The organism is Xylophilus sp. PBN-3R, from assembly GCF_057747805.1.
In genome coordinates, this window is sequence record NZ_CM173225.1 from 1,637,611 (window position 1) to 1,652,707 (window position 15,097).

Annotated in this window: 15 protein-coding genes; 7 read left to right on the plus strand and 8 right to left on the minus strand. The window is 66.3% G+C overall.

All coding sequences use genetic code 11. The annotated features are described in order from the left end of the window. Window positions 1–71: 71 nt before the first annotated feature. Window positions 72–311 (plus strand): hypothetical protein, encoded by a 240-nt coding sequence (locus AC3ANW_RS07630; RefSeq protein ID WP_488344584.1) that lies wholly within the window; start codon window positions 72–74, stop codon window positions 309–311. Between the two features lie 12 nt (window positions 312–323). Here the strand turns inward: AC3ANW_RS07630 and AC3ANW_RS07635 are convergent, their stop codons facing one another. Continuing rightward, window positions 324–1,310, minus strand: a complete 987-nt coding sequence (locus AC3ANW_RS07635) for a tripartite tricarboxylate transporter substrate binding protein (RefSeq protein WP_488344585.1) — start codon at window positions 1,308–1,310, stop codon at window positions 324–326. Window positions 1,311–1,446: 136 nt separating this feature from the next. On the opposite strand from AC3ANW_RS07635, the gene ylqF reads away from it, so the two are divergent. Next, window positions 1,447–2,382 carry a ribosome biogenesis GTPase YlqF gene (gene ylqF / locus AC3ANW_RS07640; RefSeq protein ID WP_488344586.1) on the plus strand — a complete coding sequence of 312 codons (936 nt, stop codon included), beginning with the start codon at window positions 1,447–1,449 and terminating at the stop codon, window positions 2,380–2,382. Here the strand turns inward: ylqF and AC3ANW_RS07645 are convergent. Genes AC3ANW_RS07645 through AC3ANW_RS07660 form a run of 4 tightly spaced genes read right to left on the minus strand, consistent with a single transcriptional unit; the run spans window position 2,366 to window position 4,986 of the window. After that, entirely contained in the window at window positions 2,366–3,406 is a 1,041-nt protein-coding gene (locus tag AC3ANW_RS07645; RefSeq protein WP_488344587.1) for a Rieske 2Fe-2S domain-containing protein, read from the minus strand. The genes ylqF and AC3ANW_RS07645 overlap by 17 nt on opposite strands. A gap of 3 nt (window positions 3,407–3,409) precedes the next feature. Beyond that, window positions 3,410–3,664 (minus strand): DUF1653 domain-containing protein, encoded by a 255-nt coding sequence (locus tag AC3ANW_RS07650; RefSeq protein ID WP_488344588.1) that lies wholly within the window; start codon window positions 3,662–3,664, stop codon window positions 3,410–3,412. A 39-nt stretch (window positions 3,665–3,703) separates the two neighbouring features. Beyond that, window positions 3,704–4,102 (minus strand): hypothetical protein, encoded by a 399-nt coding sequence (locus AC3ANW_RS07655; RefSeq protein WP_488344589.1) that lies wholly within the window; start codon window positions 4,100–4,102, stop codon window positions 3,704–3,706. A 26-nt stretch (window positions 4,103–4,128) separates the two neighbouring features. Further along, entirely contained in the window at window positions 4,129–4,986 is an 858-nt protein-coding gene (locus AC3ANW_RS07660; RefSeq protein ID WP_488344590.1) for an SDR family oxidoreductase, read from the minus strand. Window positions 4,987–5,147: 161 nt separating this feature from the next. Here AC3ANW_RS07660 and AC3ANW_RS07665 point away from each other — a divergent pair, with 161 nt between their 5' ends. From AC3ANW_RS07665 to AC3ANW_RS07680, 4 genes are all read left to right on the plus strand, one after another. Beyond that, window positions 5,148–5,540: a winged helix-turn-helix transcriptional regulator gene (locus tag AC3ANW_RS07665; protein WP_488345379.1), complete on the plus strand. Its 393-nt coding sequence runs from the start codon at window positions 5,148–5,150 to the stop codon at window positions 5,538–5,540. 82 nt (window positions 5,541–5,622) lie between these two features. After that, window positions 5,623–6,693, plus strand: coding sequence for an AbrB family transcriptional regulator (locus AC3ANW_RS07670; RefSeq protein WP_488344591.1), 1,071 nt, complete (start codon window positions 5,623–5,625; stop codon window positions 6,691–6,693). 41 nt (window positions 6,694–6,734) lie between these two features. Continuing rightward, window positions 6,735–7,973 (plus strand): GAF domain-containing sensor histidine kinase, encoded by a 1,239-nt coding sequence (locus tag AC3ANW_RS07675; RefSeq protein ID WP_488344592.1) that lies wholly within the window; start codon window positions 6,735–6,737, stop codon window positions 7,971–7,973. A 46-nt stretch (window positions 7,974–8,019) separates the two neighbouring features. Continuing rightward, a complete protein-coding gene (locus AC3ANW_RS07680; RefSeq protein ID WP_488344593.1) occupies window positions 8,020–9,318 on the plus strand; it encodes an ATP-binding protein in 1,299 nt (432 codons plus the stop codon). A 3-nt stretch (window positions 9,319–9,321) separates the two neighbouring features. On the opposite strand, the gene AC3ANW_RS07685 is transcribed toward AC3ANW_RS07680, so the two are convergent. Together AC3ANW_RS07685 and AC3ANW_RS07690 are read right to left on the minus strand one after the other, a co-directional pair. Then, window positions 9,322–10,017, minus strand: coding sequence for a response regulator (locus AC3ANW_RS07685; RefSeq protein WP_488344594.1), 696 nt, complete (start codon window positions 10,015–10,017; stop codon window positions 9,322–9,324). After that, a complete protein-coding gene (locus AC3ANW_RS07690) occupies window positions 10,014–12,740 on the minus strand; it encodes a DUF4118 domain-containing protein (RefSeq protein WP_488344595.1) in 2,727 nt (908 codons plus the stop codon). Before AC3ANW_RS07690 ends, AC3ANW_RS07685 begins: the two co-directional genes overlap by 4 nt. Window positions 12,741–12,868: 128 nt before the next feature. On the opposite strand from AC3ANW_RS07690, the gene AC3ANW_RS07695 reads away from it, so the two are divergent. Further along, the gene (locus AC3ANW_RS07695) at window positions 12,869–13,336 is read left to right on the plus strand and encodes an Lrp/AsnC ligand binding domain-containing protein (protein ID WP_488344596.1); all 468 of its coding nucleotides are present in this window, start codon (window positions 12,869–12,871) and stop codon (window positions 13,334–13,336) included. A 13-nt stretch (window positions 13,337–13,349) separates the two neighbouring features. On the opposite strand, the gene AC3ANW_RS07700 is transcribed toward AC3ANW_RS07695, so the two are convergent. Next, window positions 13,350–15,086, minus strand: a complete 1,737-nt coding sequence (locus AC3ANW_RS07700; RefSeq protein ID WP_488344597.1) for an ABC transporter ATP-binding protein — start codon at window positions 15,084–15,086, stop codon at window positions 13,350–13,352. Window positions 15,087–15,097: the final 11 nt, after the last annotated feature.

Sequence of the window (15,097 nt, forward strand, 5' to 3'; positions counted from 1 at the left end):
CGCTACACCATGGTCAGCCAACGTTCAGCCGTTTCAAGGGATCCTTCGTCCATGTTTTCAGGACTCCCACCATGACCGACACCCGATATGCCTACCTGCTGAGCAAGACTTTCGAAGCGCTGCAAGGCAAACCGTGCTGGGACCTGCAGAGCGAACTGGACAAGGTGGCCACCGCGATCGTTCTGAATCGCACCGACTGGCTCGGCGAAATTGATTACACGCTGCTGGAAGCCACTTCCCGTATCGGTCCGGAGTGGATGTCCTTGCTGCCGCGCGTGGCACAGGCGGTGATGTCCGCCCAGGTAGCCTGAAGACCGCCTGGATCAGTCCATCCGGATATTGCCCGCCTTCACTACGGCAGCCCATTTAACGATCTCGCTTCGCAACTGTTTTCCGAATTCGGCCGGCGTGCCCGGCCTGGCCTCCGCGCCGGCGTCGTACATGCGTTGCCGAACGACCGGGTCACCCATCGCCCGGCCCATGTCCACGCTGATTTTTTGAACGATTTCGGCCGGCGTACCACGTGGCGCCAAAAATGCCGCCCATGAATAGGCTTCGTACTCCGGAAGTCCGGACTCGGCCATGGTCGGAAGGTCCGGCTGCAGGGTCGATCTCTGCAGGCTTCCCACCGCCAACGCTTTCACTTTGCCCGCCTTGATTTGCGGAAGCGCCGTCGGCGCATCGCTGAACATCAGCTGCACCTGGCCACCGAGCAGGTCGGTCATGGCGGGCGCGCTGCCTTTATAGGGGATGTGCTGAAGGCTGGTGCCCGCCTTCATGTTGAAAAGTTCGCCGGCCAGATGGGTTCCGCCACCGTTGCCGGCCGAACCGAAACTCAGTTTGCCCGGCGCGCGTCTGTCGAGTGCGATCAACTCGGCCACGGTGTTCGCCTGCACCGACGGGTGGGCTACCAGGAAGATCGGGAAAATGGCCCCGAAGCTGATCGGCACGAAGTCTTTTTCGATGTCGTAGGGCAGCGGCGCCTTGAGTGCCGGCAATACCGAATGATGGATGCTGCAGACAAAGACGTTGTAGCCGTCCGCTGCCGATTTCGATGCGATGTCCGCGCCCACGATGCCGCCCGCGCCGGCACGGTTGTCGACTACGACAGCCTGCCCCCATATTTCTGCCAGTTTCTGTCCGACCGCCCGACCGGTGATGTCCACCGGACCGCCGGCCGGAAAAGGCACGATGAACCGCACCGAACGGTTGGGGTAGGGCGTTGCCTGCGCCGACGCGGGCAAGGCGCTGACGGCGGTGGTCCAAACGATTGCCTGGCGGCGGTTCACCACGCGGTCGATGTGCTGCATATCGGTCTCCTGTTCGTTGTTGTCGTTCCAAAAAAAGTTTAGGTGGCCCCTGTCGCGCCATGAAGGGTGATAACCATGGCGGAAAATGCATATTCATTACGTTTTTGAATTTCGTCTGCAGAAAGCCTTCCGTCCTATGTCGATCCAGTGGTTCCCCGGCCATATGCACCTCACCCGCAAGGCCATCACCGAACGGGTGAAAGACATCGACGCGGTGATCGAGGTGCTCGATGCCCGCATGCCGGGCTCGAGTGCCAATCCCTTGCTGGCCGAACTGACGGCCGGCAGGCCTTCGCTCAAGGTGCTGAACAAGCAGGACGTGGCAGACCCGGAGCGCACGGCGCTCTGGCTGACCCACTACAACGGCCGACCCGGCACCCGCGCCATCGCGCTCGACGCCAGCCAGCCGACGCCGGCACAGCAGATCGTCTCGACCTGCCACCTGCTGGCGCCCAACCGCGGTGGCATGGCCAAACCGATGCGGGTGCTGATCTGCGGTGTGCCCAACGTGGGAAAGTCGACCCTCATCAACACGTTGACCGGCGTGAAGAAAGCCAAGACCGGTGACGAGGCCGGCATCACCAAACTCGAACAGCGCATCGTGCTGGAGGACGATTTCTACCTGTGGGACACACCCGGCATGCTGTGGCCCCGCATCGCCGTCGACCAGGTCGGCTATCGGCTGGCGGCGGGTGGGGCGGTCGGCCGAAATGCCTACGACGAGGAACTGGTGGCACTGGAGTTTCTGAATTACGTCAAGCAGCCCTACGCGGAGTTGCTGAAGGCACGTTTTCGACTGCCTGAAAGCCTGGAAGAAATCAGCGCGCTGAAGGACGAGGACGTGCTGGAAACCGTCGGCAGACAACGCGGCGCGCTGCTGGGCAAGGGCCGCATCAACCTGCAGAAGGCGGCGGAGATCGTGATCCAGGAATTCCGCAGCGCCACCCTGGGGCGCATCACGCTCGAGACTCCGGTCGAGTTCATGGCCTGGCAGGCCGAAGGCGAACGCATCGATGCCGAGCGTGCGGCCAGGAAGACCGCACGCAAGGACCGCATCAAGAACCGGGAATGACCGGCTGCGCGACCTGGGCCGGCGGTATGACGCCGTAGGTCAGGGCGGCATCACGCAGGTAGCGCCGGTAATGGGCCGACAGCAGATCGGCCCGCTGCGCCTGCTCTGCGCGCATCTGAAGCGGCAGTCTTTTGGGGCGTTGCGATTCGAGAATGGGTTTGTCCTGCGCGAACACCGTGTCCTGAAACTGCCGAACCGCGTGGTCGGGTTCGGGTGACCGGACTCCCGAGAACACCATCCACACCCGCGATGCCTCTTCGCTCACCGGCTGGATGAACAGGGTGATCGCCTCCGCCACATCGCTGCCGACGATCTGCTTGGTCAGAATGGCCGACAGCGGGCGCGAGATACGGTAGCCATATTCCACCTCCGACGGTCCGGCGGCCTGCAGGTTGGCGTGGGGCTGGGTGACACGCATTCCCACCGCCCGCACGCCCGGCTGGCCGCTGCCGTCGATGAAGTCCTCTACCGTGTATTCCGGGATTTCGGTGGTGCTTTCGTCACCCAGGATTCCGTTGTGGACAAAACCGAAATGCGCCATGTCGATGAAGTTCTCGACCACACGCGGCGCGCAGGCGGCGACGTCGTAAGGTCCGGCCATGATGTTGCGCAGGCGCTCGTCGGCGAACTCATCAAAGGGGATCACGTCGCGTGTGGGCGTGCCCAGGCACACCCAGACCAGGCCGTGCCGTTCCTGCACGTGGAAGGCCTGCGTCATCGGCTCGGCCGGCACCGGCAGCGAGGGCTGCGCGGGTTTCAGGGTGCAGCGCCCTGCGCCGTCGAAACGCCAGCCGTGGTAAGGGCATGTCAGGCGGTCATCGACCACCTTGCCCAGCGACAGCCTGGCACCGCGGTGCGGGCATCGGTCGTCCCAGGCCATCACGCGGCCGTCGGCGTTGCGCCACAGCACCAGGTCCTCGTCCAGCAACTGGACGGCCTGATGCTGGCCGGGCAGCAGTTGTTCCGAGAAAGCGACCGGATGCCAGTCGTTCCAAAGCAGGGTGTCGCGGTGGTCGGGCGCCATCGCTCAGTGCTGGCCGGGCAGGTAGCGGAAGCGCGGCTGCCACTCGCCGTTGAATTCGGCCTGTTCGAGGAACATGGCCAGCGGGCGGATCCACATGCCGCTGGCGTTGTACAGCGGACGGTACATCACATAGGCATCGAGCGATTCGCTGTGGCGGGCGACGCCGATGACTTCGTATTCGCCGCCCTTGTAATGGCGGTAGCGGCCCAGGGGCAGTGTCGGCAGGGGCGGCAGGTCGGGGGACAGAACGGCGGACATGACAGATTCTCGAAGGGCGAAACCCTCCATTTTCACCGCCTAGGGCAGGGTTGCGTCAACCACCCGTGCCGGGTCCAGTTCACGGATGCGGTCTTCGACGTAATAACCACCCGCCTCGGTGTAGCGCAGGAATGGTTTGGCGCAGGTGATGCAGGTCCAGACCTCGCTCTGGTTGTACGGAAAGAAACGCGGCGCGATGGGCGCATCGGGCGACCAGAAGGAGGTGCCGTCCGGGTGGTATTCGGCCAGCACCTCGGGTGCATGTTCTTCAGGATTACGCAGGCTGCCGACGGCACGGAACTGCGCCGGATCGAACGACGCGGGCAACGATTCCCAGCCCGGTGCCCGCACATAGGCGCAGCAGGCCGGGCGGGGTGTGTGGGGCGTGACAGGAATTGCCTTCAGGTCTGAAGCAAGAAGATGGGGCAGGTTGGGCATCCGCCGATTTTGCCCCCCGCTGGCTTTCAGGCCTTCTTCAGTGCCGCGGCGACCGTTTCGGTCCAGGGCGTGGTCGGCCGGCCGATCAGGCGGCTGAGTTGCCGCTGGTCGTCGAACAGGCCGCCCTGCGCGGTGCCTGCATCGGAATCCGCCAGCAGTTCGGCGAGCGGTTCCGGCAGGCCGACCTGCAGCAGCACGGCCTTGAATTCCGCTTCCGGCAGGTCCTGATACGCAACCGGTTTGCCGACCAGCCGTGTAACTTCGGCCGCCAGCTGGGGCAGGGTGTAGGCGGCATCGCCGGCCAGTTCGTAAACCTTGCCCGCATGTCCGTCGGTCGTCAGTACCAGGGCGGCGGCTTCTGCATAGTCGGCTCGGCTGGCGGATGCCGTCAGGCCATCCCTGGCCGACCCGACCAGCGCGCCGTGTTCGACCGCCGACGGAATGCTGGCGGTGCGGTTCTCGGTGTACCAGCCGTTGCGCAGCAGGACATGGTGCAGGCCGGACGCCCTCAGGGCGGTTTCGGTCTGCAGATGTTCGGCGGCCAGGCCCAGTGGCGAAGTGTCGGCACGGAGCAGACTGGTGTAGGCCAGCAGTTTCACGCCGGCAGCGCGAGCGGCGTCGATCACCGCCTGATGCTGGGCCACCCGCTGGCCGATCTCGCTGGACGAGATGAGCAACAGCTTGTCGACGCCGTCGAAGGCGGAGGCCAGAGTGGCCGGCTGCGAATAGTCGGCCCGGCGCAGCTGCACGCCGCGGGCGGCCAGGTCCTGTGCTTTTTCAGGGCTGCGCACGGCCGCCACGATCTGGCCGGCGGGCACCTTCTTCAGCAGCGATTCGATGACCAGGCGGCCGAGTTGGCCGGTGGCTCCAGTGATGGCGATCATGAAAATTCCTTGCTTGGCATGTTGTTCGTCGAACTGACGCCGTGCAGAATATCGTCCAAGCAAACTTTTCGTAAGTACGCACCTAAAGGTTAGCTAGCATGAACCACCACGCCACCCCTCTGTCCGAACAGCCATCCGGCACCAACCAGCGCGGTCTTGCGATGGCCCTGCAGCGCGGCGAACTCTTTTCTGCCGACTGCCCGTCACGTGAAGTCCTGCAACACATCACCAGCCGTTGGGGCGTGCTGTTGCTGGTCGCCTTGCTGGGCGGCACTCATCGGTTCAGCGACCTGCGGCGCAAGGTCGGCGGGGTGAGCGAGAAGATGCTGGCGCAGACCTTGCAATGGCTGGAAGGCGACGGTTTCGTGCTGCGCAAGTCGTACCCGGTGGTGCCGCCCCACGTCGAATACAGCCTGACACCCATGGGCCTGGAAGTCGCCAAGCAGGTGGAAGGGCTGGCCGACTGGATCGAGGGCAACCTGCCGCGAATCATGCAATTGCGTCGTTCGCGAGAAAATCCGGCCGGCGAAGCCCGGCTGCCCGCTACTGCTTGAAGTCCGCTGCTGCCCCACTCCTTTTCTTGTTGCTTCCCCTTCGTCTGGTGTCGATGTTTTCTGAATTCGCAGGCTCTGCCGCATGAGCCGCTCTCCCATTCCGCAGTCGCTGCAAACCACGTTTGTCGTCCTGTTCGCCCTGGCGGTGTCTTTCGTGCTCTACCTGGCTGCTTCGCCCGCGCCGTTCCTGCTCGGATCGATCCTTGGCGCGGCGCTGCTCGGCATGCTCAACCTGCGCGCCAGCGTGCCCAGCCCGCTGCTGCATCTGTCGCAGGCCCTGCTGGGCGTGCTGATCGCGGAGAAGATCGCCACCGGTTTCAACCTGCAGGTCGTCGCGCTGATCCCGGCTTTCATCGGCGTGTCGCTCGCCACGCTGGCCCTGTGCGGCGTGCTGGGCGTGGCGATTGCCCGCACCGGCGCCATTCCGGGCACCAGCGCCATCTGGGGTGTTTCGCCGGGGGCCGCGAGCGCGATGGTGATCATGTCCGGCAGCTACGGCGCCGACCCCCGCATCGTGTCGCTGATGCAGTACACCCGTGTACTGTTCGTCTCCATGACTTCGGCGGTGGTGATCGGCTCGACCTCACACCCGAGCATGGAAGCGTTCGTCCTGCAGCTCCACACGGTCGATGCCGGCTCCAGCGCCGGAGCATTCGCCATCGCCCTCGGCGGCATGGCGCTGACCCGTGTCATCCCCATGCCGGCCGGCAACCTGATGCTGCCGATGATCCTGGGGGCAGTGCTGATGGCGGTGTTCGAGGTCAGCCTGACGCCTTCGCCCGTCTTCCTGCTGGGTGCCTATCTGTTGCTGGGCGTGCGTATCGGCGGTGGGTTCTCGCGCCAAACCCTGACGCAGTTCCGTGCCGTGCTGCTGCCGCTGGTGGGCTCGGTTCTGCTGCTGATCGCCATTTCGCTGGCGGTGGCCTTCGCGTTCTCGCGCTGGTTCGGCATCGGTTTCCAGACTTCCTACCTGGCCCTCAGCCCCGGCGGGCTGGACACCGCCGCCATCATCGGTGCGTCCGGCGGCGTGGACATGCATGTGGTCATGGTTTCGCAAACCCTGCGGATGATCATGGTGACCGCCTTCGGGCCCCTGATGGTGCGAATGCTCTCCCGTCGGGTCGAGGCGCGGGAGGCCCTGAAACTGCCGTGAAAAGATGATCTGCCGGCAAGATTCGGCTATTCTGTTTCGCGATGAAAGATTCTGTTCTTTTTGTTCCTGCCGCTCCCAGCAGCGATGATTCGCCCGAAGCCGTCGAGAGAAGCATAGACGCTATCGCCCGCATCGGCTCGGTGCCCGCCATCCTGCGGCTGATGTGTGACCTGACGGGAATGGGTTTCGCCGCCGTGGCACGGGTGACCGACGGCACCTGGACCGCCTGTGCCGTACAGGACAACATCAATTTCGGCCTGGGGGTGGGCGGCCAGCTGGCCATCGACACGACGCTCTGCCATGAAGTGCGCATGGGCGGCAAGACCATCGCCTTCGACAAGGCCAGCGACCACCCGGTCTATAAGGACCACCACACTCCGCGCATCTACGGCATCGAGAGTTATGTGTCGATACCGATCACGCTGAAGAACGGCCGTTATTTCGGCAACCTTTGCGCCATCGATCCCAAGCCGGCCCGGGTCAGCGACCCCCGCACCCTGCTGCAGATGGAGATGTTCGCGGAACTGATCGCCGCCCAGTTGCAGAACGACGACCAATACCTGGCCGCCGAAATGGCCCTGACCGACGAACGCGCGGCAGGCGAGCTGCGAGAACTTTTCATCGCGGTGCTGGGCCACGACCTGCGCAACCCGCTTTCGGCCCTGGTCGCATCGACCGAATTGCTGGCCCGCCGTGCAACCGATCCCGACGTGGTGCGCATCGCCACGGTGATGCGTTCGGCCACCCGACGCATGAGCGCGCTGATCGCCGATGTGCTCGACCTGGCGCGTTCACGCCTGGGCAAGGGCGGCATAGGGGCCCGCATCGCGCCGGTCGAACAACTCGACCTGTCGCTGCGTGAGGTGGTCGGCGAGTTGCGCACGGCTTTCCCCGGAAGGGAGATCGACGAGCACATCGTCATCGACGTGCCGGTGGTCTGTGACCGGGGCCGTGTTCAGCAACTGCTCTCCAACCTGCTGGGCAATGCCATTTCGCACGGTGCCGCCGACCAGCCGGTCACGGTGGACGTACAGGTCTCCGACCGCTGGCTGGAAATCGTGGTGACCAACGGTGGCGAACCGATGGCCGAGGAAACCCTGGCCAAGGTGTTCGAGCCCTTCTGGCGACCCGCCACCAGCGCGCCGGGCGGCGGCCTGGGGCTGGGCCTGTACATCTGCTGGGAAATCGCCCAGGCACACAGCGGCAGCATGAACGTGGTGTCGAACACGGGTTTCACCCGCTTCACGGCCCGCCTGCCGGTGGCCGGCCCTTCGAATTGAGGCAGCTCCGGGCCGGGTCGCAAACGCCAGCCTTCTAGAATTCAGCATGAACGCTCGTGTATCGGTATTCCAGGACCTGTCGGCCCACCTCAAGCGCCGCCGCAACGATCTTCTGCAGCGCTGGCGCGCATCGGTGCTGGCCGATCCCGGCCTGACAACCGGCAACGCCTTGCCCCGCGCCCAGCTGAACGACCATGTGCCGGCGGCCCTCATCGCCTTCGAACGCCAACTGGCGGACGGCGCTGCGGACGCCGGCGAATGCGGCACCGACGGCACCATCGAGGCCGCCAACGCACACGGCAAGCACCGCTGGCAGCAAGGCTACGACCTGCGGGAGGTGGTGCGGGAACTGGGCCATCTCAACCAGGTGCTGGTCACGGAGCTCGATGCTTTCGCCCTGGAGTCGTCGGCGCCGGCCGACACCATGAGCGCCGCCCGCAGCGCGTGGGCGGCGAGCTACGCAGCCGGTATCGAGCAGAGCACGAGCCAGTTCTACCAGCTGCGCCAGATCGAGGCTGCCGGCCATGTGCTCGACCTCGAAAACGCCCTCCAGGAAGTCTCCGAATTCGACCGACAGCGCGCCACGCTGTGGGAACAGCTGGCCCACGACCTGCGCGGCAACGTCGGTGTGGTCGCCGCCGCCACCCGCGCCCTGCAATTGAAGAGCACGCCGGACGATCCGCGTGAACGCTTCACCCGCATGCTGGACCGAAATGTCGAGTCGCTGCGCCACCTGCTCGACGATGTCACCAGCCTGACCCGCCTGCAGGCCGGCACCGAGCAGCGGCAACTCGCCGAATTCGACGTGACCGCCTTGCTGGAGCCGATGTGCGACGGCCTGCAGTCGCTGGCGCTGCAACGCGGCATCTATCTGCGCACCCATCGGCCGGAGTCGGCGCTGCTGGTGCAGGGCGACGCGGTGAAGGTGCGGCGGCTGGCCCAGAACCTCATCATCAACGCCCTCAAGTACACCCTGAGCGGTGGCGTCGATGTGCACTGGGCGCCTTGCACTAAGGCCGACGGCAAACGCTGGTTGTTGACGGTGGCCGACACCGGCCCGGGCCTGCATGCCGGCCCTGGCGCACCGCTGGCCACCGCACTGCAGAACGCCACCGACGTAGCGCATGAAAACGACGCCACCTCGTCCGGCGGCGTGCGGCCGGCCGCGATCCACGCGCCCGACCTGCGCCCCGTGCGCCAGACGTCGGGCGAGGGCATTGGCCTGTCCATCGTCAAGCGGCTGGCCGAATTGCTCGACGCGACGGTGGAACTCGAATCCGATCCCGCATCGGGCACGATTTTCAGGATACTGCTGCCCAAACGCTACGACGCCGCTGCCGCCTGAGCGTCACGGAACCAGCCGGTACCCGACCGCGTTTTCGCTGAGAAAGTGTTTCGGCTGGGCCGGATCGGCTTCCAGCTTGCGCCGCAGGTTGCCCATGTAGATGCGGGTGTAGTGGCTCTGTTCGGCATGTGCCGGGCCCCAGACCGCCAGCAGCAACTGTCGATGTGTCAGCACCCGGCCGGCGTGGGCCGCCAGCGTGGACAACAGGCGGAACTCGATCGGCGTCAGGTGGACCTCGACACCGGCGCGCCGTACGTGACGGGCGGCCATGTCCAGTTCGACATCGCCGAAACGCAAAACCGAGGATTCGCCCGCAGGCGAGGCATTCACCCGTTGCTGGCGCCGCATGCTGGCCCGCACGCGAGCCATCAGTTCGCCGATGCCGAAGGGCTTGGTCAGGTAGTCGTCGGCGCCGGCATCCAGCGCCCGGATCTTGTCGGCCTCGTCGCTGCGGGCCGACAACACCAGGATGGGCACCGCCGACCAGCCGCGCACCGCCTCGATCACCGAACAGCCGTCGGCATCGGGCAGCCCGAGGTCCAGCACGAGCAGGTCCGGCTTGCGGGTGCCTGCCTCGACGATGCCGCGCTCGGCGGTGCCGGCCTCGTGCACCGTCCAGCCCTCGCGTTCCAGCGTGCTGCGGATGAATCCTCGGATGTGCGGTTCGTCTTCGACGACCACGGCGACGGGTGTGCTCATGGTTGCAATGGTAGATCGGCCAGTACCGAAGGCTCCGGCCTGCGCGGCAGCACGATGGTGAATTCGGCGCCGCCGCCGGCCGCGTTGGCGGCAGAGATGCGGCCGCCGTGCGCGAGCACCACCTCGCGGCAGATGGCCAGGCCGAGGCCGACGCCCGGCAGGCCGGATTCGGTCGCGCCGCGGGTAAACATGTCGAACAGGGATTCGCCGGCACCGTCCGGCAGCCCCGGGCCGTGGTCGCGCACCACCAGCCGCAGTTCGGCATCGCCTGCACGCGCGCCGACGACGATCGGCGGCCGGCCGTATTTGGCGGCGTTTTCCAACAGGTTGACCAGCACCCTCTCCATCAGCACCGCATCGAATTCGACCAGCGGCAGGTCGGCCGGAATGTCGGTGCTGACGGTGGCCTGGCCCAGGGCCGGCGCCGCTGCGCGGATGGCCGTGCCCACCGCCTCTTCGACCGACTGCCAGTCGCTGCGCAGAGTGACCGCGCCGCTCTGCAGGCGCGCCATGTCGAGCAGGTTCACCACCAGGCCGCTCATCTGGCGGGCGCTCTGCACGATTCCGTCTAGCAACTGCGCATGGGCTTGCGGAGCAAGTGTTCCGGCATCGGCCTTTAGGGTCTCTGCCAGCCCCACCAAGCCGGCCAGCGGCGTGCGGATGTCGTGCGACATGGCGGCCAGCAGCACGCCACGCAGCCGCTCGGATTCCATCTGCACGACGGCATGGCGCGCGACGTCCACGTAATGCACCCGCTCGAGCGCGATGGCCACCTGGCGGGCCAGCGTGTCGAGCAGTTGCTGCTGGCCGGGGATCAGCAGCCAGCGTGCGTGTTCGGGCCGGCAGGCCAGCACGCCGCGGATCCGCATGGGCGCGGCCAGCGGCAGGTAATGCCAGGCGTTGGCCGACAGCGTGGCGGTCGCCAGGCCTGCCGGCTGGCCGTTGCGGTAGACCCAGTCGGCCACGCTGGCGTCCAGGCCGGGCGGAAGGTCGGCCACGGTGGGCAGGCGGTCGTTTTCGTCGGCTGCCAGCACATGGGCCTGGCCGCCGAAACTGCGGCGTACCGCGGCTTCGCCCAGTTCGGCAACCTGCTGCGGCAGCAGCGCTGCCGACAGGTCGCGGGCCAGCTCGAAGAGGCTCTGCGCCCGGCTTTCGCGGCTGCCCGCGATACGCGCCTGGAAACGCAGGCCGGCCGTCAGCTGGCCGATCAGCAGGCCCACGCCCAGCATCACCACGAAGGTCACCAGGTACTGCACGTCGCTGACGGTGAACGACAGGCGCGGCGGTACAAAAAAGAAATCGAATGCCAGCACGTTGAGCAGCGCGGCCAGCGCGGCCGGCCCGCGGCCGAAGCGCAGCGCCACCAGCACCACGCCGAGCAGGAACAGCATCACGATATTGGCCAGTTCGAATGCGCCGCTCAGCAGGTGCAGTACCAGCGTCAGCGCCACGCTTACCGCGCAGGCCCAGGCGTAACCCGGCCAGCGGCGCGGACGATCGTCTCGGTCGGCCAGTTCGCCCGACATCGCGCTGGCCAGCCGACGGGTGCTGGTGGCGGCACCCACTTCCAGTATGTCCAGCGTCGGCGCCAGCCGCGCCAGCCGGGTCCGAAGTCCCGCACCGGCCATGCGGCGCAGCAGACCGCGCCAGCCCTCGGCCGCTTCGGTCCGGCCCATGACCAGTGTGTCCAGCCCGTGCAGGGTGGCATGTTCGACCAGGGCCACGGCGACATCGGCACCGGTCAGCACGGCGGTACTGGCGCCCAGTTCGGCGGCCAGTTTCAAAACGGCCAGAGTGCGATCGCGTTCGGCTGGCGGCAACTGCTGCAGCCGTGGCGTTTCGACATACACCGCGGACCAGTGCTGGTTGCGCTGGCCGGCCAGCCGGGCTGCGGCACGCACCGCCTGTTCGGCGCCGGCCTGCGGCCCGACGCAGCAAAGCAGCGCGTCGGAACCCGCGTCCCGGCCCGATACGCGGCCGGTGCGCGGGGTTTCCACACGCCAGTGCTGCATGTCGTCGCCCACGCGTTCGGCGGTGCGGCGCAGAGCGATCTCGCGCAGCGCGATGAGGTTGCCCTTGCGGAAGAAATTTTGCGCAGCGCGTTCGGCCTGCTGCGGCAGGTACACCTTGCCGGCTCGCAACCGGGCTACCAGTTCGTCCGGTGTCACGTCGATCAGCACCAGTTCGTCGGCCGAATCGAACACCGTGTCGGGCACCGTCTCGTGAACCCGGATGTTGGTGATGGCGCCCACCGTGCCGTTCAGGCTTTCGAGGTGCTGCACATTCAGCGCGGTCCACACGTCGATGCCGGCGTCGCGCAGCTCCTGCACGTCCTGCCAGCGTTTTTCATGGCGCGAGCCCGGCACGTTGGCATGGGCCAGTTCGTCGACCAGCAGCACCTGCGGCCGGCGCGCCAGGGCCGCGTCGATGTCGAACTCGGGCAGGGTGCGGTCGCGGTACGGTAGCTGGCGGGGCGGCAACTGTTCGAGGCCGGTCACCAGCGCGGCGGTCTCGGCGCGGCCGTGGGTTTCGACCACCCCGATCACCAGGTCGCGACCGGCAGCCCGTTCGCGTTGCGCGGCGCCCAGCATCGCGAAGGTCTTGCCGACACCCGCGTTCGCACCGAAGTAGATACGCAGCCGGCCCCGGCTCGCGCGGTGTTCGTCGTTTTTCAGCTGTACCAGCAGGGCGTCGGGATCGGGGCGGGGCGGGTGGGCGGACACGTTCGAAGGGCGCTGAAAGCCGCTGGGCAAGGGCTGCGACGGTAACGCAATTTCTGAATTTCCATCAAGCGGCCGCACTTGATAATCGGCTCAACCAGGCCCTCAATACCGTGCCCGCCGACAAAACAATGTTCGAACCCGACCGAATCGATCTGAAGATCCTCGACCTGCTGCAACGGCAGGGTCGCATGTCCATGACGGAGCTGGCCGAGCAGATCGGCCTTTCGGCCTCGCCGTGTACCGAAAGGGTGCGTCGCATGGAGCGCGAAGGGCTGATCACCGGTTACCACGCACGGGTGTCGCCAGAGGCGCTGGGCAAAACCCTGCTGGTATTCGTGGAGATCAAGCTGGCCGCCAAGTCCGGCGACGTTTTCGAGAAGGTGCGGCGCGAACTGCTGCACATGCCCGAGGTGATGGAATGCCACCTGGTTTCGGGTGATTTCGATTACCTCGTGAAATTCAGGCTGCGCGGCATGGGTGAATACCGGCACTTGCTGGGTGACATCCTCAAACGGCTGCCGGTGTCTGCCGAATCCAGGAGTTATGTGGTGATGGAAGAGGTGAAGGAAAGCCTGTTTTTGCCGACCGATCGCTGACCGGCCGCCTGCATCAGGCCGCCTTGCGGTTCTCGCCGCGCGGCACGGCTGCGATCAGGCTGCGGGTGTAGGCGTTGCGTGGTGAATCCCATATCTCGTCGTGCCGGCCCGATTCGACGATCTTGCCCTGGTTCATCACCAGCACCCGGTCGGCAAAATAACGCACCACCGACAGGTCGTGCGACACGAACAGATAGGACAGGCCGAAGTCTTCCTTCAGCTCGGCCAGCAAGTTCAATATCTGCGCCTGCACCGAGACGTCCAGCGCGGAAACCGGTTCGTCCAGCACCACCAGTTCCGGCCGCACCATCAGCGCACGCGCGATGCCGATGCGCTGCCTCTGGCCGCCGGAGAATTCGTTTGGATAGCGGTCGGCCGAACCGGCAGGCAGTCCCACCCGGTCCAGGATCGTGGCGATGCGCCTGCTGCGTTCGGCACGCGGGCCGATGCCGTGCACGACCAGCACCGTGTCCAGGATGTCGCCCACGCTGCGGCGCGGGTTCAGAGATGCATACGGGTCCTGGAACACCATCTGGATGCGCCGCCGCCAGGGTTTCAGGCCACGTTCCGATAGGGGCGCCAGGTCGGTGCCGTCGAACAGCACCTGCCCGCCGGATGGCTGGGTCAGCTTCAGCAGGGCGCGCGAAAGGCTGGATTTTCCGCAGCCCGATTCACCGACCAGGCCGACGGTTTCACCGGCGCCGATGTCGAAGTCCACACCGTCCACCGCAACCACCTGGCCGCCGTCGCGGGATGCGTATGAAACCCGCAGCCCACGCACCGACAGCAGCGGTGAGCGGAGGTCCACGGCCAGCGGGTTCGAAGCCTCGCGATGCCTGGGCGGTGCCGGCTGGTGCAGTTCGAATCCGGCAGGTTCGCCCGCGCCGGACGGCACCGTCCGGATCTCCGGCAGCCGCGCTTCGGTGTAATGCGGATTGCCGCCCTGGTGCAACGACGCACCGAGCAGCCCGCGGGTATAGGCATGACGGGGTGCTGCGAACAGGCGCTGGGTCGTGGCTTCTTCCACTTTCTCGCCGGCGAACATCACCGCCACCCGATCGGCCCACTGCGCCACCAGGCCCAGGTCGTGGGTGATCAGCAGCAGCGCCATGTCGAACTCGCGGCGCAGGCCGTCGAGCAGTTCGAGGATCTGCGCCTGGATGGTCACGTCCAGCGCGGTGGTGGGTTCGTCGGCCACCAGCAGGCGCGGCCGGCAGGCGACCGCCATGGCGATCATCACCCGCTGGCGCTGGCCGCCGGACAACTGGTGCGGATAGTCGTCGATCCGCCTCTGCGGTTCGGGGATGCGCACCAGGTCCAGCAGCTCGACAGCGCGACGGCGGGCCACCGCGGCGCCGATGCCTTCGTGATGCCGCAACGTCTCGGCGATCTGCGCGCCGATGGTGTGCACCGGGTTGAGGGATGTCATCGGCTCCTGGAAGATCATCGCGATCTGCTTGCCGCGGATCCGCCGCAATTCCGACGCCGGCAAGGCCAGCAGGTCGCGGCCGTCGAACAGCACCTGGCCGCCGAGCCTGGCTCCCGGCGCCAGCAACTGCAGCAGCGCCAGCGCGGTGGTCGACTTGCCGCAGCCGGATTCGCCGACCAGCGCCAGCGTTTCGCCGCGCTGCAGGATCAGGTCCAGGCCGCGAACCGCATGGATGGGGCCTTGCGATCCGGGAAAGGCGATGTCCAGGCCGCGCACGTCGAGCAGCGGTGTGGGCAGGTGGGGTGTGAGGTTCGGGGCCATGGCGGGCTGCT

What these genes read in the sequence shown, in the direction of transcription:
- AC3ANW_RS07630 (WP_488344584.1), top strand. Translation starts at nt 72, where the DNA reads ATGACCGACACCCGATATGCCTACCTGCTGAGCAAGACTTTCGAAGCG.
- AC3ANW_RS07635 (WP_488344585.1), bottom strand. Translation starts at nt 1,310, where the DNA reads ATGCAGCACATCGACCGCGTGGTGAACCGCCGCCAGGCAATCGTTTGG.
- ylqF (WP_488344586.1), top strand. Translation starts at nt 1,447, where the DNA reads ATGTCGATCCAGTGGTTCCCCGGCCATATGCACCTCACCCGCAAGGCC.
- AC3ANW_RS07645 (WP_488344587.1), bottom strand. Translation starts at nt 3,406, where the DNA reads ATGGCGCCCGACCACCGCGACACCCTGCTTTGGAACGACTGGCATCCG.
- AC3ANW_RS07650 (WP_488344588.1), bottom strand. Translation starts at nt 3,664, where the DNA reads ATGTCCGCCGTTCTGTCCCCCGACCTGCCGCCCCTGCCGACACTGCCC.
- AC3ANW_RS07655 (WP_488344589.1), bottom strand. Translation starts at nt 4,102, where the DNA reads ATGCCCAACCTGCCCCATCTTCTTGCTTCAGACCTGAAGGCAATTCCT.
- AC3ANW_RS07660 (WP_488344590.1), bottom strand. Translation starts at nt 4,986, where the DNA reads ATGATCGCCATCACTGGAGCCACCGGCCAACTCGGCCGCCTGGTCATC.
- AC3ANW_RS07665 (WP_488345379.1), top strand. Translation starts at nt 5,148, where the DNA reads ATGGCCCTGCAGCGCGGCGAACTCTTTTCTGCCGACTGCCCGTCACGT.
- AC3ANW_RS07670 (WP_488344591.1), top strand. Translation starts at nt 5,623, where the DNA reads ATGAGCCGCTCTCCCATTCCGCAGTCGCTGCAAACCACGTTTGTCGTC.
- AC3ANW_RS07675 (WP_488344592.1), top strand. Translation starts at nt 6,735, where the DNA reads ATGAAAGATTCTGTTCTTTTTGTTCCTGCCGCTCCCAGCAGCGATGAT.
- AC3ANW_RS07680 (WP_488344593.1), top strand. Translation starts at nt 8,020, where the DNA reads ATGAACGCTCGTGTATCGGTATTCCAGGACCTGTCGGCCCACCTCAAG.
- AC3ANW_RS07685 (WP_488344594.1), bottom strand. Translation starts at nt 10,017, where the DNA reads ATGAGCACACCCGTCGCCGTGGTCGTCGAAGACGAACCGCACATCCGA.
- AC3ANW_RS07695 (WP_488344596.1), top strand. Translation starts at nt 12,869, where the DNA reads ATGTTCGAACCCGACCGAATCGATCTGAAGATCCTCGACCTGCTGCAA.
- AC3ANW_RS07700 (WP_488344597.1), bottom strand. Translation starts at nt 15,086, where the DNA reads ATGGCCCCGAACCTCACACCCCACCTGCCCACACCGCTGCTCGACGTG.